This is a genomic window from Paracoccus sp. S1E-3 (genome assembly GCF_013868135.1).
GTDB lineage: Bacteria > Pseudomonadota > Alphaproteobacteria > Rhodobacterales > Rhodobacteraceae > Paracoccus.
Genome location: NZ_JACEMU010000004.1, coordinates 1,885,887 through 1,908,667 on the forward strand (window position 1 = coordinate 1,885,887; position 22,781 = coordinate 1,908,667).

20 protein-coding genes are annotated in these 22,781 nt (G+C 66.9%); 5 read left to right on the plus strand and 15 right to left on the minus strand.

Going from position 1 to position 22,781, the window contains the following annotated elements; translation table 11 throughout:
• Positions 1-74 precede the first annotated feature (74 nt).
• Complete coding sequence (locus tag H1S04_RS09375; RefSeq protein ID WP_181745218.1) at positions 75-701, minus strand: SCO family protein; 627 nt, start codon at positions 699-701, stop codon at positions 75-77.
• A 96-nt stretch (positions 702-797) separates the two neighbouring features.
• Between H1S04_RS09375 and H1S04_RS09380 the strand changes: the two genes are divergently transcribed.
• Positions 798-2,132, plus strand: a complete 1,335-nt coding sequence (locus H1S04_RS09380; RefSeq protein WP_181745219.1) for an ActS/PrrB/RegB family redox-sensitive histidine kinase — start codon at positions 798-800, stop codon at positions 2,130-2,132.
• Between the two features lie 67 nt (positions 2,133-2,199).
• Positions 2,200-3,765, plus strand: coding sequence for a PAS-domain containing protein (locus H1S04_RS09385; RefSeq protein ID WP_181745220.1), 1,566 nt, complete (start codon positions 2,200-2,202; stop codon positions 3,763-3,765).
• Positions 3,766-3,768: 3 nt separating this feature from the next.
• On the opposite strand, the gene H1S04_RS09390 is transcribed toward H1S04_RS09385, so the two are convergent.
• The 4 genes from H1S04_RS09390 to hslV form a co-directional block, all read right to left on the minus strand.
• Complete coding sequence (locus tag H1S04_RS09390; protein WP_181745221.1) at positions 3,769-3,972, minus strand: PLD nuclease N-terminal domain-containing protein; 204 nt, start codon at positions 3,970-3,972, stop codon at positions 3,769-3,771.
• 117 nt (positions 3,973-4,089) lie between these two features.
• Entirely contained in the window at positions 4,090-5,394 is a 1,305-nt protein-coding gene (hslU, locus tag H1S04_RS09395; RefSeq protein ID WP_181745222.1) for an ATP-dependent protease ATPase subunit HslU, read from the minus strand.
• Positions 5,391-5,918, minus strand: a complete 528-nt coding sequence (locus tag H1S04_RS09400; RefSeq protein WP_181745223.1) for a GNAT family N-acetyltransferase — start codon at positions 5,916-5,918, stop codon at positions 5,391-5,393. The genes hslU and H1S04_RS09400 overlap by 4 nt, the downstream gene beginning before the upstream one ends.
• Entirely contained in the window at positions 5,911-6,468 is a 558-nt protein-coding gene (hslV, locus tag H1S04_RS09405; protein WP_181745224.1) for an ATP-dependent protease subunit HslV, read from the minus strand. Before hslV ends, H1S04_RS09400 begins: the two co-directional genes overlap by 8 nt.
• Before the next feature lie 90 nt (positions 6,469-6,558).
• Here hslV and H1S04_RS09410 point away from each other — a divergent pair, with 90 nt between their 5' ends.
• Positions 6,559-7,446, plus strand: a complete 888-nt coding sequence (locus H1S04_RS09410) for a hypothetical protein (protein ID WP_181745225.1) — start codon at positions 6,559-6,561, stop codon at positions 7,444-7,446.
• A gap of 28 nt (positions 7,447-7,474) precedes the next feature.
• Here the strand turns inward: H1S04_RS09410 and trxA are convergent, their stop codons facing one another.
• From trxA to H1S04_RS09455, 9 genes are read right to left on the minus strand one after another with little or no spacing between them, the layout of a single operon-like run.
• Positions 7,475-7,795 carry a thioredoxin gene (gene trxA / locus H1S04_RS09415; protein ID WP_166327660.1) on the minus strand — a complete coding sequence of 107 codons (321 nt, stop codon included), beginning with the start codon at positions 7,793-7,795 and terminating at the stop codon, positions 7,475-7,477.
• Between the two features lie 55 nt (positions 7,796-7,850).
• On the minus strand, positions 7,851-11,228 hold the full coding sequence (addA, locus tag H1S04_RS09420; RefSeq protein ID WP_181745226.1) for a double-strand break repair helicase AddA: 3,378 nt from the start codon (positions 11,226-11,228) through the stop codon (positions 7,851-7,853).
• Positions 11,221-14,169: a double-strand break repair protein AddB gene (gene addB / locus H1S04_RS09425; protein ID WP_181745227.1), complete on the minus strand. Its 2,949-nt coding sequence runs from the start codon at positions 14,167-14,169 to the stop codon at positions 11,221-11,223. Before addB ends, addA begins: the two co-directional genes overlap by 8 nt.
• Positions 14,159-14,839 carry a nucleotidyltransferase family protein gene (locus H1S04_RS09430; RefSeq protein WP_181745228.1) on the minus strand — a complete coding sequence of 227 codons (681 nt, stop codon included), beginning with the start codon at positions 14,837-14,839 and terminating at the stop codon, positions 14,159-14,161. The genes addB and H1S04_RS09430 overlap by 11 nt, the downstream gene beginning before the upstream one ends.
• Positions 14,827-16,242 carry a tRNA (adenosine(37)-N6)-threonylcarbamoyltransferase complex ATPase subunit type 1 TsaE gene (gene tsaE, locus H1S04_RS09435; RefSeq protein WP_255435494.1) on the minus strand — a complete coding sequence of 472 codons (1,416 nt, stop codon included), beginning with the start codon at positions 16,240-16,242 and terminating at the stop codon, positions 14,827-14,829. The genes H1S04_RS09430 and tsaE overlap by 13 nt, the downstream gene beginning before the upstream one ends.
• The gene (locus H1S04_RS09440) at positions 16,239-17,297 is read right to left on the minus strand and encodes an aldo/keto reductase (RefSeq protein WP_181745230.1); all 1,059 of its coding nucleotides are present in this window, start codon (positions 17,295-17,297) and stop codon (positions 16,239-16,241) included. Before H1S04_RS09440 ends, tsaE begins: the two co-directional genes overlap by 4 nt.
• Positions 17,298-17,356: 59 nt before the next feature.
• A complete protein-coding gene (locus tag H1S04_RS09445; RefSeq protein WP_181745231.1) occupies positions 17,357-19,141 on the minus strand; it encodes a histidine kinase dimerization/phosphoacceptor domain -containing protein in 1,785 nt (594 codons plus the stop codon).
• On the minus strand, positions 19,126-19,737 hold the full coding sequence (locus H1S04_RS09450) for an RNA polymerase sigma factor (protein ID WP_181745232.1): 612 nt from the start codon (positions 19,735-19,737) through the stop codon (positions 19,126-19,128). Before H1S04_RS09450 ends, H1S04_RS09445 begins: the two co-directional genes overlap by 16 nt.
• A 3-nt stretch (positions 19,738-19,740) precedes the next feature.
• Complete coding sequence (locus tag H1S04_RS09455; protein WP_181745233.1) at positions 19,741-19,887, minus strand: NepR family anti-sigma factor; 147 nt, start codon at positions 19,885-19,887, stop codon at positions 19,741-19,743.
• Between the two features lie 92 nt (positions 19,888-19,979).
• On the opposite strand from H1S04_RS09455, the gene H1S04_RS09460 reads away from it, so the two are divergent.
• Together H1S04_RS09460 and H1S04_RS09465 are read left to right on the plus strand one after the other, a co-directional pair.
• The gene (locus H1S04_RS09460) at positions 19,980-20,783 is read left to right on the plus strand and encodes a response regulator (RefSeq protein WP_181745234.1); all 804 of its coding nucleotides are present in this window, start codon (positions 19,980-19,982) and stop codon (positions 20,781-20,783) included.
• Complete coding sequence (locus H1S04_RS09465; RefSeq protein ID WP_181745465.1) at positions 20,780-21,883, plus strand: class I SAM-dependent RNA methyltransferase; 1,104 nt, start codon at positions 20,780-20,782, stop codon at positions 21,881-21,883. The genes H1S04_RS09460 and H1S04_RS09465 overlap by 4 nt, the downstream gene beginning before the upstream one ends.
• 5 nt (positions 21,884-21,888) lie before the next feature.
• On the opposite strand, the gene H1S04_RS09470 is transcribed toward H1S04_RS09465, so the two are convergent.
• The gene (locus tag H1S04_RS09470) at positions 21,889-22,764 is read right to left on the minus strand and encodes a YihY/virulence factor BrkB family protein (protein ID WP_181745235.1); all 876 of its coding nucleotides are present in this window, start codon (positions 22,762-22,764) and stop codon (positions 21,889-21,891) included.
• Positions 22,765-22,781: the final 17 nt, after the last annotated feature.

The window sequence follows — 22,781 nt, forward strand, 5'->3', positions numbered from 1 at the left end:
CACCTCCGCACAGAATTGCCTTTCGTTTCTAGGCAATAAAGCGGAAAGAATCAATTATGACGCCACCAGCGGCCTCAGGCCGCGTTGGCGAAACAGGCCACCCGTTCCGCCAACTGCTCGGGCGTCAGGTCGCGACGGAAGAATTCAACCGTGCCCGCGCCCGGCATCACCAGATAGGTGTTGGTCGCATGATCGACCAGATAGTAATCGGTGCCATCGTCGTTCACCTTGTAATAGTTCTTCCACAGCTTGTTGACGGCGGCGATCTCCTCGGGCGTGCCGGTCAGGCCAATCATCTTCTCATGCAGGTTGTCGGTGAACTCGGCGACCACTTCGGGCGTATCGCGCTTCGGATCGACGCTGATGAAGACCGCCTGCGCGTCGATACCCTGTTCGTCCAGCAGGTCCAGCGCTTCGGCATTGCGGGCGCTGTCGAGCGGACAGACATCTGGGCAGAAGGTATAGCCGAAATACAGCAGCGACGGCTTGGTGAAGACCTGCGCATCGGTGACCCGTTTGCCGGTTTCGTCGGTCAGTTCGAACGCACCGCCCAGCGCGCCGGCGCCGCCCGCAATCACCCCGGCGCGGCACTGCGCGAACTGATCCGCGTCGCCATTGCCCCGGTTCAGCCACAATGCCCCCCCGATCAGCAGCGCGGCCGCGGCCGCCGTCCCGATGATGAGAATTCGCTTGTCGTTCATATCCCGTCCGCCTGTCCTGTCCGCAATTTTCCTGCGCATTGATCGCGCATGGCGGCGCAGATATCAACGGGGCGGTATGCCGCAGAAGGAATAGCGATGCCTGTGGGTCCCCAACTAAGCGCGACCGGGCTGCCCGGTGACCGTCCGCGGGCCGAGCCGATCCGCCGCCGCACCCTGGTGCTGTTGCGCTGGGTTGCGCTTGTCGGGCAACTGCTGGCGATCATGGCCGCGTGGCTGATCGGGGTTCGTTTCGCGGTGCTGCCGGCGCTGGCGCTGGTGGGGGCGGGGGCGGCGCTGAACCTGTGGATGACCGCCTCGCCCGCGCGGGTGACGCCGTCCGGCGCGACCTGGCAGCTGGTCTTCGATCTGGTGCAGATCTCTGCGCTGATCGGGCTGACCGGTGGCATGTCGAATCCCTTCGCGCTGCTGGTGCTGGTGCCGGTCACGATTGCCGCGACGGCGCTGGAAGACCGCCAGACCGTGATGGTCGGGGCGGTGACGGTGGTGATGATCTCGCTCGCGGGGTGGCTGGCGGCGCCGCTGGAGCACCCGTCGCTGAACCTGACGATGCCGCCCATCCTGCAGCTGGCGCACTGGGTCGCGATCCTGATCGGGGTGGTGTTTTTCGCCACCTATGCGCGCCGCGTCTCGGGCGAACTGGCGACGACGACGGACGCCCTTTTCGCCACCCAGATGGCTCTGGCGCGCGAACAGAAGCTGCAGCATCTGGGCGGCGTCATTGCCGCCGCCGCGCATGAGATGGGCACCCCGCTGGCCACGATCAAACTGATCGCCGCCGAAATGCAGGATGAACTGGCTGAGGCGCTGCCCGAGCGCACGGATCTGGCCGAGGATGCCCGGACCCTGACCCAATCCGCCGATCGTTGCCGCGACATCATGCGGTCGATGGGTCGCGCCGGGAAGGACGATCTGCAATTGCACGCGGCGCCGCTGCAAACTGTGCTGGAAGAAGCGGCTGAGCCACATACAGCGCGCGGCGTCTCGGTCACGATCCGGTTGGCCGACCAGCCCGCGCCGCCTGTAATCCGTCGCGATCCGGGGCTGATCCACGGGCTGCGCAACATCATCCAGAATGCCGTCGATTTCGCCAGTTCGCAGGTCATCATCGATGCGGACTGGACGACCGATCAACTGACCGTGGTGATCGAGGATGACGGCCCCGGCTTTGCGGCGCCGACGCTGGGCCAGCTCGCCGATCCCTTCCCGGTCAGCCGCCGCAACGACCGCCGGCCGGGCTACGAGGGGATGGGCCTGGGGCTGTTCATCGCCCGCGCCCTGCTGGAAGGGACCAGCGCGCGACTGCATTTCGACAATGGAAAGGCTGGCGCAAAAGTCACAATTCGATGGCCAATCGCGCGAATCCGCGCCGACGACCGCACCCCGCTGCGCCAGAACCCACAAATCAGTTGAAGCATTAACTACTTTTTAACGTAATACGTGTGAGGCTTGGATCACGCACGATTTTTACGGGTTATTCATGCAACCGATTCTGACGATTGCCATTGCCCTGATTGGGGCAGTCATTTCGGTGCTGCTGGCGACACTGGCCGTCAGATGGGCGGACCGACGCGACCGTCCCGCGCTTCTGGCGTCGGATCTTGTCTCGCCCTGCATCTTCCTGTTCCGCAATGGCCGACTGGCCGACGCCACCGCGCCGGCCCGCAGCATCATGGACGGTTGCGCAGGCAATGATCTGGGGGCGCTGAAGATCTGGCTGGGTCAGCGATTTGGCGACCTCTCGGCGCTCGATACGCTGTCCGAGCATCATGGCCGGGCGGAATTGACCGGCCATGGCGGCGCAGGCTCGGCCCGGCTGCGCCTTATGGCCGAGGAGACCGCCGACGGCGCGCTGCGCCTGACGCTGGTGCGCCCCGATGCCGAGGCGGCCGGAATCGTCGTCGATTCCCTCTCGCAGCAGGCGATGGAGGAGGAGTTGGCGATGCTGCGGGCGATTGTCGAAGGCGCGCCGATGATGATCACCCGCCGCGACGATGCCGGCCGGATCGTCTGGGCCAACGCCGCCTACCTGGAGGCGGCGGAACGCGGCGATCCTGCCGCCACGGCCTGGCCACTGCCCGAAATCCTGCAATCGGACACGACCTCGGGTCCCGATGGCCAGTCGCGGCGCGCCCGGGTCGAGGTCGCGGATTCGACCAGCTGGTTCGACTGCTATGAATATCGGGACGAGGCCGGGCTGACCACCTATGCCCTGCCCGCAGACGCTGAGGTCCGGGCGGAGCAGAGCCTGCGCGAGTTCCTGCAAACCCTGACCAAGACTTTTGCCGATCTGCCGATCGGGCTGGCCATATTCGACCGTGACCGGCAATTGCAATTGTTCAACCCGGCGCTGATCGACCTGACCGGCCTGTCGGCGGCCTTCCTGACCAGCCGCCCTTCGCTTTACAGCGTGTTGGACCAGCTGCGCGAATTGCGCATGATCCCCGAGCCGCGCGACTACCGGTCCTGGCGAAAGCAGATCACCACGCTCGAAGCGGCGGCGTCCGCTGGCTATCACGTAGAGACCTGGTCCCTGCCGGGCGGGCGCACCTATCGCGTCACCGGGCGGCCCCATCCCGGCGGCGCGGTCGCCTTCCTGTTCGACGATATCACCTCGGAAATTACTCTGACGCGCAAGTTCCGCGCCGAATTGACGCTTGGCTCGCAGGTGCTGGACGGGCTGGGTCAGGCGCTGATCGTCTTCAATGCTGTCGGGCAGGTGGTGATGACGAACAAAGGCTACACCGATCTCTGGGGGCCCGCCCCAGACCGGATGACTGAGGCCCTGCAGAGCTGGCGCGGCGAATGGACTGAAGCGCCCGGCCTCGCCGAACTCGAGCGTGAACTGGCCCGCGAGGATGTCTCGGGCCAGGATCGTGGGGTGATCTTCGGGCCGCCCGAGGCCGGCGTTCTCGGCTGGACCGTCTCGGCGTTGCCGGGGGGCAAGCGCATGGTCCGCTTCACCCCCGCGCCACCGGCCCCCATGATCGCAGTGCCGCCGCAGGACAGCGCGACCGACAGTGGCGCGCGGCCCGCCACCGCCTGAGCATCAATTTGGCGGCAGACGCAGGTCCGATTTCGGGCCGGCCAGATACCAGGCGACCAGTCCCACCACCGGCAGCAAAGCCACAACCGCAATCCAGATTATTTTCGGCGTGGTTTCCGCGCGCGAGTTGATGATCTGCGCGATCGCCCAGACATCCAGTGCGAAAATAATCAGCCCGATCAGGCCGGAGAACATATTGAAAGCCATGAAACGCCCCGTCTTTTTCCCTGTTGCATTGCCCCAACGACAGCGGCCCGCGACCGGTTCCAACCCCGGCGACGGGCCGCGCAGATCGGCCGCGAGCGGCCGACAGCCGCGATCAGGTCACAAGACGTAGCGCGACAGGTCGGTCGAGCGCGACAGATCGCCCAGATGCGTCTCGACAAAGGCCGCGTCGACCGTGACGCGTTCCCCCTCTCGGTCGGGGGCCGAGAAGGACAGCTCCTCGAACACCCGTTCGATCACGGTATACAGGCGGCGTGCGCCGATATTCTCGACGCTGCCATTCACCTCGGCCGCAATCCGCGCCAGGGCGGCGATGCCGTCTTCGGCAAACTCGACCACCACGCCCTCGGTCTGCATCAGCGCGCTATACTGGCGCGTCAGGGCGTTGTCGGTCTCGGTCAGGATGCGGATGAAATCCTCCTCGGTCAGGGCGCGCAGCTCGACCCGGATCGGCAACCGCCCCTGCAGCTCGGGCAGCAGGTCCGAGGGCTTGGCGACATGGAACGCGCCCGAGGCGATGAACAGGATGTGATCCGTCTTTACCGGTCCGTATTTTGTGCTGACGGTCGTGCCCTCGATCAGCGGCAGCAGGTCGCGCTGCACACCCTCGCGGCTGACATCGGCCCCGCGCGCATCGGCACGCGCGCAGACCTTGTCGATCTCGTCGATGAAGACGATGCCGTTCTGCTGCACCGCATCCAGCGCCGCGGCCTTCACCACCTCGTCGTCCAGCAGCTTGTCGGCCTCCTCGGCGATCAGCAGTTCATAGCTTTCGGCGACGCTGACCTTGCGCTTCACGCGCCGGCCACCAAAGGCCTTCATCAGGCCGGAGAGGTCCATCATCCCCATGCCGCCCTGCGGGCCGCCCGGCATTTCCAGCATCCCCAGCGGGTTCGAGCTGTCCTGAACCTCGATCTCGATCACGGTGTCATCCAGCTCGCCCCGCTTCAGTTTGTCACGGAACAGGGCGCGGGTCTGATCGCGCGCGCCCTCGCCGGCCAATGCCGCGATCACGCGATCCTCGGCCGCCTTGTGGGCACGGGCCTTCACCTGCTCGCGCATGCGTTCGCGGGTGTCGATCATCGCGGCATCGGTCAGATCGCGGACGATCTGTTCGACATCGCGCCCGACATAGCCGACCTCGGTGAACTTGGTCGCCTCGACCTTGACGAAGGGCGCCTGCGCCAGCTTGGCCAGACGGCGGCTGATTTCGGTCTTGCCGACGCCGGTGGGGCCGATCATCAGGATGTTCTTGGGATAAACCTCGTCGCGCAGATCATCGGCCAGCTGCTGGCGCCGCCAGCGGTTGCGCATCGCCACCGCGACGGCGCGCTTGGCATCCTTCTGGCCGATGATGAAACGGTCGAGTTCCGACACGATTTCGCGGGGGGTGAGTTCGGTCATGCGGTTTCGCTTTCCTTATGGTGGCGCATGAGCAGGCAATTACCCGTGCGACCTTCAAATTCGGTGATCGGCCGGAAACCCGCCTTCTGATAGGCGCGGATCGCGCGTCCATTCGCTGGATCCGGGTCGATGATGATTTGGTTGTGCCCCTCGGCGCGCAGCCAGGAGACGAAGGCAGCCAAGGCCTGCGAGCCGATCCCCTTCGATAGCGCATCCATGGGGCCGACCGATATGTCGACCCCGATCGTGTCATCCGGCAGCCAGTTGACCCAGGGCGTCTCGGTCAGCCATGGCTCGACCCGCGCGTCGCGCACGAGCCAGTATTGAATATAGCCCATCGGTTCGCCGCCGAGATGGAACAGGAAGGGCCGGGTCGTATCGCGTCCCGCGAGCATGTCACACCAATAGCCCATCTCAACCTCGGCATCGTCGTTCCACCACGCCTGCCAATGCGGCGCTCCCAGCCAGCGCCGCAATAACGGCAGGTCGGCCTCCGTCACAGGCGTGAAGGCAATCTCATTCACCGATCGTCTCGACCGTCAGGTTGCCATTGGTGTAGACGCAGATATCGGCGGCGATGGCCATCGCCTTGCGGGCCACCTCCTCGGCGCCGAGATCGGATGCCAGCAGGCCGCGCGCCGCTGCCAGCGCGAAATTCCCGCCCGAGCCGATGGCGGCCACATCATGCTCCGGCTCCAGCACATCGCCGGCGCCGGTGACCACATAGATCTGCGCGCCGTCTGTGACGATCAGCATCGCTTCCAGATTGCGCAGATACTTGTCGGTGCGCCAGTCCTTCGCCAATTCGACACAGGCGCGTTGAAGCTGACCCGGCGCGGCCTCCAGCTTCTTCTCCAGCCGCTCCAGCAGGGTGAAGGCGTCGGCGGTCGATCCCGCAAAGCCCACCACCACGTCGCGTCCGCCAGGCGACAGGCGGCGCACCTTGCGCGCCGTGCCCTTCATCACCGTCTGCCCGACGCTGACCTGCCCGTCGCCTGCGACGACGACCTTTCCGTCGCGCTTGACCGCAAGGATCGTGGTGCCGTGCCAGCCGGGAAACTTGTCGTCCGCCATGAATCTCTCCTTCGTTGCTGGTCAGATAGGCGCGGGCCTGCGGCGTCGCAAGCCATTGCGGCGCCTGCCGCGCCACCCTAGCCTGTGGAGATGAGCGGTAAGACCCTTCAGATCCATCTGGACGATGCCATGCGAGCCCGCGCGGAATCGGGCCATTTCAACTTCATCGACCGCATTCGCGCAGCCGTCGAGGGCAGGGGCTGGCAGGTGCAGATCCTGCCCGAAACAGACGCCCCACCCGCAAGCGGCCATTTCGCGCTGCATCACATGACTGCCCCCCTGCATCGCCGCGCCATGATCTTCCGGCGGTGTTATTACTATCCTTACTGGCACATCGAATCCGTGCCGCAGCGGTGGCGTTGGCCGGTGGCGTTGACGACGTTCCACCCCGATCAGATCGACGGCCCCGAAGCGCGCCACTTTCTCCACAAGCTGCGCCAGCGCATCATGCCCGACCTGCGGCCGACCGAACCCCGCCACATCCTGATCCCCCTGCAAGGTCAGTTGACCGAGCTGCGCTCGTTCCAGACCATGACCCCGGTGGAAATGGTCGCCGCCGTCGCGGCCACGGGAAAGCGCTGCATCGCCACGCTGCACCCGAAGGAGACCTATCTGCCCGAGGAAATCGCCGCTCTGGACACGGTGGCGCTGCAATTTCCCAATCTGACCATCGGGGGCAACAGCCGGGCGTTGCTGGCCGGCGCGGAATATATCGCCACGCAGAACAGCGCGGTGGCCATGGACGCCTATCTTCTGGCCCGTCCGGTGGTCCTGTTTGCGCAGTCGGATTTCCACCACATCGCCCTGAACGTGGCCGAGATCGGCGCTGCCAAGGCGCTGGATCGCGCCCCTACCCACAAGGCGGATTACGCGAAATATCTGTATTGGCGACTGCACCATCAGGCCATCGACGCCATGGCCCCGTCGGCGGATGCGCGGATCATCATGGCCATGAAAAAGGGCGGCTGGCCGCTCTGACCAACCGCCCTGATCCGGTCCGCCGGGATCAGACGTTCTCGTCGATCCAGGCCTTCAGCGCGGCTTTCGGCGCGGCGCCGATCTTGTTCGAGACGACCTTGCCGTCCTTGAACATGAACAGGGCCGGGATGCCGCGCACGCCGAGGGCGGCGGGGCTTTCGGGGTTTTCGTCCACATTCACCTTCACGATCTTCACCTTGCCGGCATATTCATCCGAAAGTTCTTCCAGCGAAGGCCCGATCTGCTTGCAAGGGCCGCACCATTCGGCCCAGAAATCGACGATCACGGGGGTATCGGACTTCACGACCTCGGCATCGAACTGCGCGTCCGAAACGGGTTGAGTGGCCATGCGGTTTCTCCTGATTACGGCCGGACCAGCCGGCGGAAAGGGCGTCAGATAACAGCTAGGGGCGCGTCGGCCCTGGGTCAAGGGTGCCCATGGCCGCGTCCAGAACCGCATCGGGAAGCCACATCAGCCGCCGCGCGGCCGTCCACAGCACCGCTGTTTCCACCGCCCGGCCCGGATAGATGCCCGCCAGCGCCGCGCGATAAGCCGCCATCTGGCGAAGGATGCCGGCGGGCACCTCCTCGGGCGTGGCGGGCAGGGTGGCATTCGTCTTGTAGTCGATGACGCTCACCCGGTCGGGCGTCACGATCAGACGGTCGACGACGCCGCGCATCAGCCCGATGCCGGGCAGATCGGCCGACAGCTCCACCTCGGTCAACACCAGCGCGTCTGCGGGTGGGGTGAAGACTTCCGCCAGATCCGGCGCGTCCAGAACCGAGACCGTGCTTTCGATCAGCGCCGCCACCATCACGGCGTCGGGCAGGCCGCCCTCTCCCCCCGCCAGAAGGTCGCGCGCATGGCGGGGCCAGTCGGCGCGCGGCAGGCCGGGCAGCTCCTCCAGCAACTTGTGCAGACGGGTGCCGAACAGCATGGCGGTTTCAGGATCGTCGCCATCCGCTCCGGGCAGCGCCTTGGCGCCGCCCAGTGCCGAAGCGGTCAGCGGCAGTTTGCGCGGGGGCGCCGGCGGCGGATCGGTCCACAGCCACGGCGCCGCCACCACCGGGACGGGCGCGGGGGGGCGCTCGGCCGGCACGGCGGGCCAGTCGCCGAAGCTGTATCGCGTCACATCGCCCAGCCCACCCGAAAGGCTTTCCCGGTCCAGATCACTGGTCTGCAAGCCGTCGCGGATCATCGCATACCAGCTTTCGCCCGCATCGCCGGGATCGCCAGCCGCAGCGACGATCAGCCAGCTTTCCGCCCGCGTCATGGCGACATAAAGCAGGCGCTTACGCTCCTCGGCGTTCAGACGGGCGGCCTCATCCACGGCGGCCTGGGCGAAATCGGGGCGGCTGGCCGCATTGCCGCCCGGCATCGGCGCGCCATCCTTCGGGCGCAGCACCTCGGGCGGGGTGAAAGCCCGTCGTTTCTGGGTGTCGGGCAGGATCACCACCGGACTTTCCAACCCTTTCGCGCCATGCACCGTCATCACCCGGATCAGCCCCGCGCCCGAGCCGGGCTGCCGGCGCACCTCGACATCATCGGCCGACAGCCAGACCAGGAAGCCGGTCAGCGATGGCACCTCGGTTCGTTCGTAAGCCAATGCCTGTGTCAGCAATTCGTCGATGCCGTCCTCGGCTTCCGGCCCCAGCCGGGCCAGCAGCTTTTCCCGTCCGCCATGGCGATTCAGCACGCGCGAGATCAGGTCGAAAGGCCGCAGCATCGCATTGTCGATCATGTCGCCCAGCAGCGCCCGCGCGCCCGTGTGATCCGAATTGCGCAGCCGCGTCCACAGAAACTCCCCGCGCTTGCGACCTTGGGCCAAGCGAAACAGCGCGTCCTCGTCCAGCCCGATCAGGGGCGAGCGCAGCAGCGCCGCCAGCGACAGGTCGTCCTCGGGCGTGGCGAGGAAATTCAGCAACGCCCGGATATCCTTGACGGCCAGTTCCGCCGCCAGCTTCAGGCGGTCGGCCCCCGCCACCGGCAGCCCCGCCGCCTTCAGCGCCCGGATGATCTCCCCAAACAGCGGCGAACGTCGCCCCTGCACCAGAATCAGCACATCGCCCGCATGGACCCGCCGCGCCTGCCCCTCGCGGGTGATGATCGAGGCGCCGCTGATCGGATCGATCATCACCTTGATCTGGCGGGCGATTTCCTCGGCCAGCCGCGTCGGCGCGGCATCGGGGGCCAGTTGATCCACCGGGTCTTCCCAAGCGGTTTCCTCGGGCGCACCGGGGGTGTCGACCACCGGCCACAGATCGACCCTACCGGGGCGGCTGTCATGGAAAGCGCGATGCAGGCTGTCCTGACCCAGCCCGCGCCCGGCCTCGCCCGCGAACGTCGCATCGACGGCGCGAAGGATCGCCGGCGAGGAACGGAAGGAATGTTCCAGATCCAGCAATTGCATGGGCCGTTCGACCGCAGCGAAGGCGGCGTCGAACAGCGCCCGGCGGGATTCGAAGACGGCGATATCCGCCCCCTGAAAGGAATAGATCGACTGCTTGGGATCGCCCACCACGAACAGCGTCCGCACCCGGTCCGAGGCCCCGGCCGTGAATTCCGCCGTCAGCCGTTCGACCACCCGCCACTGTTCGGGCGAGGTGTCCTGCGCCTCGTCCACAAGGATATGGTCGATGCCGCCATCCAGCCGGAACAGCACCCATTGCGCCATGGCCGCGTCTGACAGAAGCGCCGCCGCACGGGTGATGAGGTCGTCGAAATCCAGCCAGCCTGCCGCAGATTTGCGCGCCTGATAGCGCGCGGCAAAGGCGCGGGCAAAACGGCGCAGCGCCAGTGTGCGATTGACGAAATCCAGCGCCATTCGGCGCGGCCGGGCCGCAGCCACGCGCGTCATCAGCTCGTTCAGGTCCTCCATATATTCGGCGGAGACGCCCTGCTGCAGGGCTTTGGTCGGGATCTTGCCGATCTTGGGGCCGAACGGGTCCTTGGTATCCTTGCCGAACAGCAGCGCCCCCTCCAACGCTTCAAGCGCAGCGCCACTTGGCTGGTCCCAATCGTCACGATCAAGCGCTTTGGCCAGCTTTTGGTCGTTCGGCCCGCTTGCCATCAGAAGCGGCACCAGCGCACGGAACATCCGCGCTTCGGTGCCGTCAAAGACCTGCGCCAGCAGGTCCGCTTCGGTAAATCCGGCAGGCAGACCCGCTGCCGCCCAGATCTCGGCCCCGTCGGGATCGCCGCTGAAATCGCGCGTGGCCTGCGTCAGCAGGCTGTCCAACCGCTCTCCCGAATGGATGCCGGTCAGGTCGGCCATTTCGGGCAGATTTTCCTCGGCCATCTCCTCCAGCACCTCGGCGCGCAGCAGCGCGGCGCTGCGGTCGTCCAGCTCGGTGAAGCCGTGGGGCACGCCCGCCTCCAGCGGAAAGCGCCGCAGCAGCGCGGCACAGAAGCTGTGGATGGTCTGCACCTTCAGGCCGCCCGGCGTCTCGATCGCCTGGGCGAACAGCCGCCGCGCGGCGCCCAGATCAGCATCACCGCCCGCGCCAAGCCGGGCAAGCGCCGCCCGGAGCGGCGCATCGGGCAACATCGCCCATTCGCCCAGCCGCCCCAGCAGGCGGTTCTGCATCTCGGTCGCCGCAGCCTTGGTGTAGGTCAGGCACAGCACGCGTTCGGGACGCGTTCCCGCCAGCAGCAGCCGCGCCACCCGGTCGGTCAGGACCCGCGTCTTGCCAGAGCCCGCATTCGCCGTCAGCCAGGTCGATCGCCCCGGATCGGCCGCGGTGATCTGGCGCAAGGTGGCGGGGTTCGGGGTCTCAGTCATGATCGCCCACCTTGATCTTCAGCGGCGGATCGCCCGCGCCCCATTCGCCAAACCGCGAGAGATGGTCGTAATCGCTGGCATCCCCGGCCTTCTGCAGCGCCCGACGCGCGGTGAAACCGCGCCCGTGGCGCAGATAGTGCCGCGCCAGCAGGATGAATTTCTGCCAGGTCTCCTCTGCCGCTTCGGCCGAGAACTTGCGCGGAAAGGTTTCGCCATCGCCGCCGAGCTGGATATAGCTGACGCCCTCCACCCCGAGCGGCCCCAGCGCCGGGAAGGCGCCTTTTTCGACCATCGCGGCCTCCAACAGCAGCTGCTTGTCGAAATGCGCCATTTCCTTGTCGCTGGGCGGCTTGCCGGATTTGTAATCATAGACATGCGCCGCCACACCGTCGCCCAGCCGGTCGATGCGGTCGGGCTTGGCGGTCAGCTTCAGCCCCAGCCCCGGCACGGCGAGGCTGTGCGTCGCCTCGACCACCAGCGGCCGGCCGGCCTGAAGACGGCGGATTTCATCGCGGGCGATCTGGTTGGCGATGCGTTCCATCCGCGCCTGCCAGAAGGCACGGGCGGCGGGCCATGGCACATCTTCGGCCAAGACGGCGCGGGTGATGGCCAGAAAGCGGTCGCGCAGCGCCTCGACCGAGATATCGACCGGGGGCGGCGGCGTCAGCAGCCGTTCGGACACCTTGTGCAGCACCTGCCCGCGCAACGCCGCGCCGGGTTCCGGCCGCAAGGGGTCCAGCGGCCGCAGCCCCAGCACCTTGGCCGCATAGATGGCGTAGGGGTCGCGGATCAGTGTCTTCACCTGCGTGACCGAGATTTCGTCGAAGGCAGGCGCGGGCGGGATCGGCGCAGGCCGCGGCGCGGCTTCGGTGCGGAAGCGCGGCTGCGCCAGTTGCCGGGCGATGCCCAGCCAATGCGCGCCGCGCTGGCGCATCGCCGCCAGGGCCTGCGGCCCGCCGCGTTCGGGCAGCCCGGACATCAGGTTCGTCAACCGGTTCAACCAGCGCGAGGGGATCGTTTCGGCGTCGGCGTCGCGGCGGGCACGGGTCAGCACCACCTGCGGCGCGGCGATGGCCTGCTGAAAATCATGTGCCGACAGGCCGATCTGGCGCTCCGGCAGGTTCAGCCCGGCCTGCGCGCGCATCGCCCGCGACAGCCACGGATCGGGCGGCAGCGCCTGCGGCCAGCCGCCTTCATTCAGCCCGGCGAGGATAATGACCGCCCCGTCCGAGATATTCGCCTCGGTCCGGGCCTCGCGCGGGCCGCAGGCGCGGATCAGGGGGTGGCCCCGGTCACGGGCGCGGACCGCATGGGCCGACAGCTGGCTGTGGATGAGATCGGCGTAATCGCCCGGTCCCATCGGCTGGGCGCGGTGGGCGTGGTCGGCCAGATGCGTCATCGCCGCCTGCGCGGCATGGCCGGCGGCGTCTTCCCACAGGCGCGATGCCGCGACCGCGCCCTGCGGCCCGGCAGCCAGCCATTCGGCCAGTCTCAGATGATCGGCCAACCGTTGGGGCACCGGGCGCGGGGCGGTATCGCCCGCGGCCTGATCCACAAGATCAAGCGCTTCCGCCAGCCATTCCGCCCAGATCTTGCGACCTTCATCGCCACGCGCGCCCCAATCCCGCAGGCTGGCGGCATCCGGGAAGGCCGGGCCGTGGCGGCGAAGGCGCAGCTCCAGATCGCGGGTGTGGCGCAGGGCATTGCCGTAATCGGCGCCGGTCGCCGTGACCGGGTTCTTCAGCAATGCCAGCAGCTTGTCGATGGCCAGTTTCTGGCCGAACAGTTCGGCCACATGGCGCAGGAACAGACCGGGCGCGGACAGGTGCAGCGGCTCGCCCGCGCTGTCGTCCAGTGACAGCCCCCAGCGATCCAGTGCCGCATCGACGCGGCGGACCAGACCGCGATCGGCAGCGAACAGGCGGGTCGGCTGGTCGCGCTCAACCGCCTCGCGGATGAGGACGGCAATGGCCTCCGCCTCCTCCTGGGGCTGGTCAGCCTCGATCAGGGTCAGACCAGCGGTCGGGCCGTCGAGATCAGGCAGGGACGGCCCCTCGGCGATCCATTGGTCAGTAACCGGGGCGGGTCGAAGTGCCAGAGAAATCAGCTTGTTGCGCGCATCCGGCGTGGGGGGGAGCCAGGGTTTCACCCCGTCATGACGCAGGGCGGCGAGGCGCGACTGGGGATGGTCGTCGGCGCCCTCGGCCAGGCCGGACCAGACCGATTCGGGCTGGTCGAAATCATAACCGGGCAGGACCACCGCCCCCATCGGCAGCGCCGCGACCGCGCGCAGGAACAGCCGTGTCGCCCCGTGCGAGCCGGTCGAGCCGACGGCCAGCACCGGCCCTTCCGGCAGTCGCTGGCCCATCGCCCAGGCGGCGGCCAAGGTTTCGGTCGCAACCCGCTGGCGGGCGGCGCCATCTACCGCCGGGCCGGACAGATAGAAGCCAGCGGCGATATGCAGGAATTGCAGGCTGCGCTGCCAATGCGCCGCATGTTCGCGCGGGTCGATGCGCAGCAGCGCCGCGGCATCGCAGCCTTCCTGCTGCATCTCGGCCATCAGTTCTGACAGCGACTGCGCCAGTTCCGGCACCGACTGCCCGGCCCCAAGCCCCGGATCACGCGCCATCAGCCGCGAGACGAGATTACCGAGATCCAGCACCCGACCCAACGGTGCGGCGCGTTCACCCGGCAGGTCCCCGCCGAGATCACTGATGAGCCGCAATCGCGGCAGCAGCAGCGGACCATGCCGCTGGGCATGGGCGTCAAAGGCGCTGCGCAGCGTATTCAGGGTGCGCCCGGCATTGACGTAGATGGTGACGGCCGGCAGGGCCTCGGGCGGGCGGCCCGCGGCGCGCGCCATCAATCCCTCGACAACGCCCCGGCAGAAATCGACGCCGGGGGGCAGCGCGAATGTGCCGTTTGCCCAGTCAGACCACATCTTCGGCCAGCATGGCTTCGGCCAGCAGGATGGTTTCCGGGCGACCGAGGTCGCACCAGCCGCCGGGATGGATGATGCCGTAAGCGCGGCCTTCCGCAACCATCAGGTCCCAAAGGCGGTTGAGCGAAAAAATCTCGTCGCCGATTTCGGCCAGACGCTCGGTGCGGATGATCTGGCACCCGGCATAGACGAAATCGCCCTTGCGGCTGATCCGCCCCGACGCATCGAGGCTGAAATCGCCCGGCCCCACGCGGCCCTGCGCGCGGTCATGGGCGACCAGCATCAGCAGCGCGTCCATGCGCCGGCCGTCCCAGCCGTCCTGCAGCGCCGAAAGCGGGTTCGGCCCGGTCCAGATCACGTCGGGATTCAGCGTCATCACGGGGCTTTCGCCCAGCAGCGGCAGGGCCTTGCGCAATCCCCCGCCGGTTTCCAGCAACAGGCCGGATTCGTCCGAGATCCGCACGTCGCGGCCGGCAAGGTGGTCATGGATCTGCTGGCCCAGATAATGCGTGTTGACCACGACGGGGGCCGCCCCCGCCGCCCGACCCATCTGCAGGGCGCGGTCCAGCAGATTGCGTCCCGCGACCTCGATCAGGGGTTTTGGGCGGGTGTCGGTCAGTGGGGCCATGCGCGTGCCCTTGCCGGCGGCGAAGATCATCAGGGGCGGCATCGGGACCGGATCCTTTCCAGAATTTCGGGGGTGGGGCCGGGTTGGCGCGCCACCAGTGCGGCCAGATCGGCCAAGGCGGGGTGGGCGACCTCGCGCCCGATCAGCGCCCAGGTATGCGGCATGAAGGACAGATAACGTGGCTTGCCGTCGCGGATGCATAGCCGGGTGAAGATGCCCATGATGCGCAGGTTCCGCTGCGCGCCCAGCAGCGCAAAGGCGGCGCGGAAGCGGTCCGGGTCCAGTCCGGTTTCGGCGAGGAAACGGGCAATGGCGGCCTCCTCGGCCTCCGGCGGAAGGCTGCGGCGGGCGTCATGCAGGACCGAGACGAGATCATAGCCGGGATGGGTCGCCACCGCGTCCTGAAAATCCAGCAGCCCCAGCCGGTCGTCGGGGGTGAGGATCAGGTTTTCGGCGTGAAAGTCGCGCAGGCTGGTGACCGGGGGCAGGTCGGCGCAAAGCTGTGCGTGCAGGCGCACGACAGTCGGGGCGATCTGCGCCGCCGCGGCCATCGCCTCCGCATCGGCGCCGGCCGCGTCCGGGTAGTAATCGGCGAACATACCGACCTGCCGGGCCATTTCCGGCCCGTCCAAATGCAGCAATCCCGGCGCCGGCGGAAAGCTGGCCAACTGTGCCAGCATCGCCGCGATCCGCTCCATCAGGGGTTGGGCGCAAGCCGGGTCGGCTTCGATCACGCGGGCCAGTTGGGCGTCGCCGAAATCCTCGATCAGGGCGAGGCCGCGTTCCCGGTCTGCAGCAAGCACCCGCGGGGCGTCGAAGCCGCGGGTCCGCAGCCAGTCGGTCATCGCCAGATAGGGCGCGAGCGTCGCCGCATCGGCATCCATCAGCACAGCGGTTTCGCCGTCACGCTCCAGCCGGAAATATCGCCGGGCCGAGGCGTCTCCGGCCAGAAACGCCACCCGCGCCCCGGCCCAGCCTGCGGCCTGCGTGAAGACGGCGCGTTCGCCCGCCCGCCGGGCGCGAGCCCAGCGGAGCGGATCGCCGAGGATCTTGATCCGGCGCAGATCGCGGTCGGGATCGTTCGACAGCCGCAGGGTCAGCGCGCCGGGAACCGCCTCCATGCGGTCGGGCCATTCGATCAGGGCGATGCTGTCGGGCAGGGCGTCGATCAGGCCAAGCTCCTCGATCTCTGCCCAGTCGGTCAGACGATAGAGGTCCGCGTGCCAGATCGGCGGCGTGCCATCATAGGTCTGGACCAGCGTGAAGGTCGGGCTGGGCACATCCTCGGCCGGGTTGGCCAGCCGGGCGCGGATCAGGGCGCGGGCGAAATAGGATTTCCCCGCGCCGACCGGACCGTCCAGCAGCAGCGTGTCCCCGGCGCCGAGTTCGGGCGCCAGCGCGCGGGCGAAGGCCGCCGTCAGGGCGGCATCCGCAGTCAGGGTCAATAGGGCAGCGGCCATTCTCGATGCAGATCGTTGATTGCGGTTTTCAGCGCCTCGGGGATCGGGGTGTCCAGCCCGGCCAGCTGCCGGTCCAGCTGCGCCAGTCTGGTCGCGCCGAGGATGGGGACGACCGGGAAAGGCCGGGTGCGCAGCCAGGCCAGCGCCATATGGATCGGGTCCAGCCCGGCTTCGCGCGCCAGCGCGTGATAGGCGGCGACGGCGCCAATGGCGCGCGCAGTCTTGCGGCCGCCCAGCTTGCCCTTGCCGCCGGCGGCCAGATCGACCGCCGCCCGGCTGCCGGCGGGCACCGCGCCGTCCTGATACTTGCCAGTCAGCAGCCCAGCCGCCAGCGGTGAATAGGCCAGCAGCGTGACGCCTTCATTCACCGCCAGTTCGGCCATATCGGTGTCATAAAGCCGCGCCAGCAATGAATATTCGTTCTGGACCGAGGCCACGCGCGGGGCGCCCAGACGCGCAGCGGTATCGATCCAGCGCAGGGTGCCCCAAGCGCTCTCGTTCGACAGGCCGAAGGCGCGGATCTTGCCCGCCGCCACCGCATCGGACAACGCCCCCAGCACGTCCTCCATATGGGCGATGGTGGCGGCGCGGTCCTGACCCGAGGGGTCATAATCCCAGTTCTGCCGGAAGCAGTAGCTGCCGCGCAGCGGCCAGTGCAGCTGATAAAGATCGATCACATCGGTCTGCAGCCGCGTCAGCGACGCGTCGATGGCGCGTCGGATGATTGCGCTGTCATAGCCCGCACCGTCGCGGATGACAGAGCCGTTGCCGGCAACTTTCGTGGCGATTTCGATGTCCTGGCGGCGGCCGCTGCGGGCGATCCAGTTGCCGATGATTTCTTCGGAGCGGCCGGCGGTTTCGGCGCGCACCGGATTGACCGGATACATCTCGGCACAGTCCAGAAAGGTGATGCCCGCGTCCAGCGCGCGGTCGATCTGGGCATGCGCGTCGGCCTGATCGGTCTGGTTTCCGAAGGTCATGGTGCCAAGGCTGAAGGCGCTGACCTCCACGTCGCTCTGACCAAGTTTTTCGCGTTTCATGCGGTCTCCTGTCCGTGGACGCGACGCTACAGCCAGCGGGCGGCGATGGGAAGGCCGCGCTAGTGTCGCGCGCCGTCCCGCGCTGCCGAGGTCAGCACGACGAAGGTTCGATCCTCGACCGGTAGCGGGGTGATTTCCTCGATTCGGAAGACCAGCGACAAGGTGTATTCGGTATCGCTGGTAATGATCTGCGCCTCGCCGTCCAGCTGCATGGCGAATGCCTCGATCAGCTGGCTGCCGAGGCCGGTGCCGTCCATCGTCTGTTCCTGGGCGCCGATGGAATTGGTGACTTCGAGCCGCGCGTGGTCGTCGCCCTCTCGGGTCAGGCGCACGCGCACCCATGCCTGCCTGTGACCGGGGGGCACGCCGGCATATTTCAGCGCATTGGTGAAGGCCTCGTTGGTCAGCAGCGTCAACGGAACCGCCTGATCGGGCTGGAGAATCAGCGGCGTCAGTTCGGTCTCGACATGCAGCTGCCGATCGGGGCTGCTGGAGGCGCGGGTCATCTGGTTGATGATCTCGGAGATCAGCCGGTCGGCGTCGACGGATTCCAGATGCTCGGCCTGATACAAATTCTTGTAGATCGAAGCCAGCGACGCCACACGATCCTGCACCGAGCGCAGCACACGCTTGGCATCGTCATCCTCGATCACGCGACCCTGCATCGAAATGATCGAGGCGATGAGCTGGAGGTTGTTCTTCACCCGGTGATGGACCTCCTTCAGCAGCACGGTCTTTTCGTCGATGGCGGCTTCCAGCGCCGCCTCGTCGCGGTTGAGGATGCGGACCATGTTGTGAAAGGTGCGCGACACGTCGGCGATCTCGGTCGGGGCGTCTTCCATGATGCGCGGCGGCGCGGCGCGGTCGCCGACGGCAAACCGGCGCATCTGGCTGCGCAACTCGCGCACATGTCGCAACACCAGGCGGTAAACGGCGTAATAGGCCACGCCCAGCGACACCGCCCAGAGCGCGATGGCAAACAGCACGGCGGTCAGCTTGGTCACCCGGTAACCCTGAACGCCGGCCTCCTGCGTGCTGTAGCTGCCCAGCGCATAGACCAGCCCCGGCACCACCGAAACCACCGCGAAGACCCGCTGTTCGCCCGCGGCGGTCACATCGGTAAAGGTCGATTCCGCGCGCGAAATCAAGCTGCTCAGCGTTTCGTTGCGCGGCAGGGCGCCACCGATCTCGCTGATGACCTCCTCATCCGCCGACAGGATGTCGCCCTCGGCGTTGAAGGTGATCGTGCGCGCACCCCGAGTCCCGTAGATCGAGCTGTGGGTGGATTGCAGCAGCTCCTGCGACAGCCAGACCCCGACATAGCCCAGCAACTCGCGGTCGCGATACAGCGGCTGCGCCACCACGACCACCGGCTTGCCGCCGATGGAGCCTTGCCGCATCGGCACCACCATCGTGGTCGGATTGGCGATGAAATGTTCATAGGTGGCGAAGCCGCGCATATCGCGTTCGACGCCGCCGGAATTGCATGTGCTCTTGCCGTTCAGCTGAACGAAACTGGCGTAAACATAGGTTGCGCCACGCTCGACGAAGCTTCTCAGCATGTCGGAGCAGACCTTGGGGTTATCGATCTCGCGCAGGATCGCCGGGCCGAGCGCATCGGCCGTGCCCAGCGCGCCCTGCAGCAGCGCGCGCTCGCCGGCTGCGGCGGCGCCGGTGCGCCCGACAATCGCCGTCTCGGCCGAGCGTTCAGCCTCACCCGACAGATACATGGTCTGGATCAGCGACATCAGGCCGATGGGTAGGATCGCCACCGACAGAAGCGCCGCCAGTCGAAAACCGAGGCCCTTGCTGAACTGAAGCGCCTCGGTCAGTTTTCCCAGCATCGGACCTCAGCGCATGACCGGGCATTGGCCGCCATCGCCGCCAGCGTCGCGCGGTCGGTCATCTCCAGTTCCTCGCCGTCTTCCAGATGCAACAGCTCGGCCAGACGGCGACGCCCGCGATTGGCGCGCGATTTGACGGTGCCAACGGCAACCCCGGTCATCGCGGCTGCTTCCTCGTAGGAAAAGCCGGACGCACCGACCAGAATCAGCGCCTCGCGCTGTTCGTCGGGCAGCTTCTCGAAGGCGGCGCGGAAATCGTTCAGCGCCAGCCGGCCGTCATGTTCGGGCCGGGTGGCCAGCCGCGCGGCGTGGATGCCATCGGCGTCCGAAACCTCGCGCTTGGTCTTGCGGCGGGCGGAGTAGAAGGTGTTCCGCAGGATGGTGAACAGCCAGGCGCGCAGATTGGTGCCGGGCTGAAACTTGTCCATATTGGTCCAGGCCTTGACGATGGTGTCCTGCACCAGATCGTCGGCCGAAGCGCCCTCGCGGGTCAGCGACAGGGCAAAGGCGCGCAGCGCGGGCAGGTGGTCGACCAGCTCGTCACGCGGAGAGTCGCCGGATTTCGCACCCTGCGCAGCGTTCACGGTTTTGGGCATCGCTCACTCCTGCTCGCGGAGCTTTTCCAGAAGGGCAAGGAAGCGGTCCGGGACCTTTTCCTCGGCAGCCTGTTCGTAGACACGCTTCAGGTTCTCGTCGATCTGCTTGTCCAACGCGACCTTCTTGCGCTCTTCCCGCTTGCTCGTCATGTTTTTGTTAATCCCGACAATCTTGTGCGCCCAGGCTTCAACCGATAGACCATGTTCAGGTTCCATCGGGGGCCGCGACGATTGAGGTTTACATGTCTTCTGCCGACCTTGCCAAGTCCATCGGGCGAGAACTGCCCTTCCTGCGGCGCTATGCGCGCGCGCTGACCGGCAGCCAGAGCGCTGGCGACAACTATGCCGCAGCCACATTGGAAGCGATCCTGACCGATCGCAACCTGATGGACGGACTGGATCCCCGCGTCGGGCTGTTCCGCGCATTCCATGCCATCTGGCAATCCAGCGGCCAGCCCGTGGCCGAAGCCGATGGCGGCGCCCGTGCCGCCCGCGCCCAGGCCCACCTGTCCCGGCTGACCCCGAACTCGCGCGAGGCGCTGCTGCTCAACTCGATCGAGGGTCTGCGTCACGACCAGATCGCCGAAATCATGCAGATCAGTCAGGCCGAGGCCGCCGATCTTGTGCGCATCGCCATGGACGAAATGGGCCGCGCCATTCGCGGCAAGGTGATGATCATCGAGGATGAGACCATCATCGCCATGGACCTCAAGGGCATCGTTCAGGCGCTTGGCCATGAGGTGACCGGCATCGCCCGCACGCATTCCGCCGCCATCGAACTGGCCGGCAGCGACCGACCCGACCTGATTCTGGCGGATATCCAGCTGGCGGACGGATCGTCGGGCGTGGAAGCGGTCAATGAGTTGCTGGGTTCGATGGGTGAGGTTCCGGTGATCTTCATCACCGCCTTCCCCGAACGGCTGCTGACGGGCGACCGGCCGGAACCGGCTTTCCTGATTTCGAAACCCTATACCGAGGATCAGGTCAGCTCGGCGGTCAGCCAGGCGATGTTCTTCGCCTCGACCGAGGGGCTGGCAGCGAACTGACCGATCTGGCGATCTTTCTTGTCGCAACGCCGGGGCTGGAACAGCCCCTGCTGGCAGAGGCGCGTGCCGCCGGCTTTGCCGACCCGGTGATCGTTCCGGGCGGGGTCGAAACCCGTGGCGACTGGACCGAGGTCTGGCGCGCCAATCTGGTGTTGCGCTGCGCCACGCGCATCTTGGTCCGGGTCGCCGAGTTTCGGGCCATGCACCTGGCGCAGCTGGATAAGCGCGCCCATAAGGTCGAATGGAATCAAATCCTCAAGCCGGATCAGCCGGTTCGGGTCGAAGCGAGCTGCCGCAAGTCGCGGATCTATCACGCCGGCGCCGCCGCCCAGCGGATCGAGCGGGCGATCACCGATGTTCTGGGCGCGCCGCTGGCCGATGACGCCGCCATTGTGGTGAAACTGCGGATCGAGGATGACCTTGCGGTGATAAGCATCGATTCCTCGGGCGAGAGCCTGCACAAGCGCGGCCACAAGGAGGCGGTGGCCAAGGCCCCCATGCGTGAGACCATGGCGGCGGGGTTCCTGCAGGAATGCGGCTATCGCGGTGCCGAGCCGGTGTTTGACCCGATGTGCGGCTCGGGCACCTTCGTGATCGAAGCGGCCGAGATCGCGGCCGGGCTCTATCCGGGGCGCAGCCGGCACTTTGCCTTCGAGGACTTCGCCAGCTTCAAGCCGGATATTTGGGCCAGAATGAAAGCGGATATGCCGGTGCATGTGCCGCGCTTCCGCTTCTTTGGTGCGGATCGGGACAGCGGCGCCGTGCGGATGAGCAGCGCCAATGCGCTGCGGGCGGGCGTGGCGGACTGGTGCGAATTTGCGCAGGGCGCGATTGCCGACGCGGTGCCCCCCGACGGACCGCCGGGGCTGGTGATGATCAACCCGCCCTACGGTGCCCGGATCGGCAACAAGGGACCGCTTTATGGTCTTCATGCCAATATGGGCGAGGTTCTGCGCAGCCGCTTCAAGGGCTGGCGTGTCGGGATCGTCACATCCGAGCCGTCGCTGGCCCGCGCGACGGGACTGCCGTTTCGTGAACCCGGTCCCATCGTCGCCCATGGCGGCCTGAAAGTGCGCCTGTATCAGACCGGCCCGCTGTAGGCGTCCTATGCCTCGGGTGGAACCGCGGCGCGGGCCATGCGCGCGGCGCGGATGCGGCGACGGCGGGCCAGTTCGACATTGAACACGGCGCCCAGCATCACCGAGAAGGCGCCGAGATAGAACCACATCAGCAGCGCCACCACCGCCCCGATAGAGCCGTAGATACGGTTATAGCTGTTGAAACTGCCGAGATAGGCCGAGAAGGCCAGCGATGCCAGCGCCCAGGCAAGGGCGGCGATCAACGAGCCCCAGGTGAAGATGGGCGTGCGCGGGCGGCGCACATTAGGCCCATAGCGATACAGAATGCCGATCGCGATCATCACGATCAGGATCATCCCGCCCCATGGCAGCGCCGTCACCAGCCAGGCACGCAGCGGCGAATTGGCCAGAAAGCTGAGCATCAGCGGCACGATCACGATGGTGGCCAGTCCCAGGAACACCACGCCGACAATGGCCAGCGTCAGCCCGTAAGCCAGCAGGAAACCGACCACCGTCGAATGGGCGCGGACGCCGTAAGCGGCGTTCAGGCCGCGCACCAGCGCATCCACCCCCGCCCGCGCGGCCACCGTCGCAACCATGAACGAGACCAGCGAGGCCCAGCCCAGCTGCGTTCGGCCGCCCGAAATCAGCGCGTTGACCTGTGCGCTGAGGATGGCCATGGCCTCGGGCGGCATGAATTCCTCGGCCACATGGACATAGCCCTGGATGACGGTCGGGTCATACCACAACCCCCAAAGCGCGATGATGGCGGCCAGTCCCGGAAACACCGCGAACATGGCGTAGAAAGCCACGCCGGCGGCGATCAGACCCATATGGATCTTGTCCATTCGCTCGCCCATCGAAGTGATGAAGCCCCAGATATTGCGGATTGCGTCGATCATTTTGCCTGTCCGTTTTT

Excerpts from the sequence above, each read along its gene's own strand:
- H1S04_RS09375 (WP_181745218.1), bottom strand. The coding sequence starts at position 701 with ATGAACGACAAGCGAATTCTCATCATCGGGACGGCGGCCGCGGCCGCG.
- H1S04_RS09380 (WP_181745219.1), top strand. The coding sequence starts at position 798 with ATGCCTGTGGGTCCCCAACTAAGCGCGACCGGGCTGCCCGGTGACCGT.
- H1S04_RS09385 (WP_181745220.1), top strand. The coding sequence starts at position 2,200 with ATGCAACCGATTCTGACGATTGCCATTGCCCTGATTGGGGCAGTCATT.
- H1S04_RS09390 (WP_181745221.1), bottom strand. The coding sequence starts at position 3,972 with ATGGCTTTCAATATGTTCTCCGGCCTGATCGGGCTGATTATTTTCGCA.
- hslU (WP_181745222.1), bottom strand. The coding sequence starts at position 5,394 with ATGACCGAACTCACCCCCCGCGAAATCGTGTCGGAACTCGACCGTTTC.
- hslV (WP_181745224.1), bottom strand. The coding sequence starts at position 6,468 with ATGGCGGACGACAAGTTTCCCGGCTGGCACGGCACCACGATCCTTGCG.
- H1S04_RS09410 (WP_181745225.1), top strand. The coding sequence starts at position 6,559 with ATGAGCGGTAAGACCCTTCAGATCCATCTGGACGATGCCATGCGAGCC.
- trxA (WP_166327660.1), bottom strand. The coding sequence starts at position 7,795 with ATGGCCACTCAACCCGTTTCGGACGCGCAGTTCGATGCCGAGGTCGTG.
- addA (WP_181745226.1), bottom strand. The coding sequence starts at position 11,228 with ATGACTGAGACCCCGAACCCCGCCACCTTGCGCCAGATCACCGCGGCC.
- addB (WP_181745227.1), bottom strand. The coding sequence starts at position 14,169 with ATGTGGTCTGACTGGGCAAACGGCACATTCGCGCTGCCCCCCGGCGTC.
- H1S04_RS09430 (WP_181745228.1), bottom strand. The coding sequence starts at position 14,839 with ATGCCGCCCCTGATGATCTTCGCCGCCGGCAAGGGCACGCGCATGGCC.
- H1S04_RS09440 (WP_181745230.1), bottom strand. The coding sequence starts at position 17,297 with ATGAAACGCGAAAAACTTGGTCAGAGCGACGTGGAGGTCAGCGCCTTC.
- H1S04_RS09445 (WP_181745231.1), bottom strand. The coding sequence starts at position 19,141 with ATGCTGGGAAAACTGACCGAGGCGCTTCAGTTCAGCAAGGGCCTCGGT.
- H1S04_RS09450 (WP_181745232.1), bottom strand. The coding sequence starts at position 19,737 with ATGCCCAAAACCGTGAACGCTGCGCAGGGTGCGAAATCCGGCGACTCT.
- H1S04_RS09455 (WP_181745233.1), bottom strand. The coding sequence starts at position 19,887 with ATGACGAGCAAGCGGGAAGAGCGCAAGAAGGTCGCGTTGGACAAGCAG.
- H1S04_RS09460 (WP_181745234.1), top strand. The coding sequence starts at position 19,980 with ATGTCTTCTGCCGACCTTGCCAAGTCCATCGGGCGAGAACTGCCCTTC.
- H1S04_RS09470 (WP_181745235.1), bottom strand. The coding sequence starts at position 22,764 with ATGATCGACGCAATCCGCAATATCTGGGGCTTCATCACTTCGATGGGC.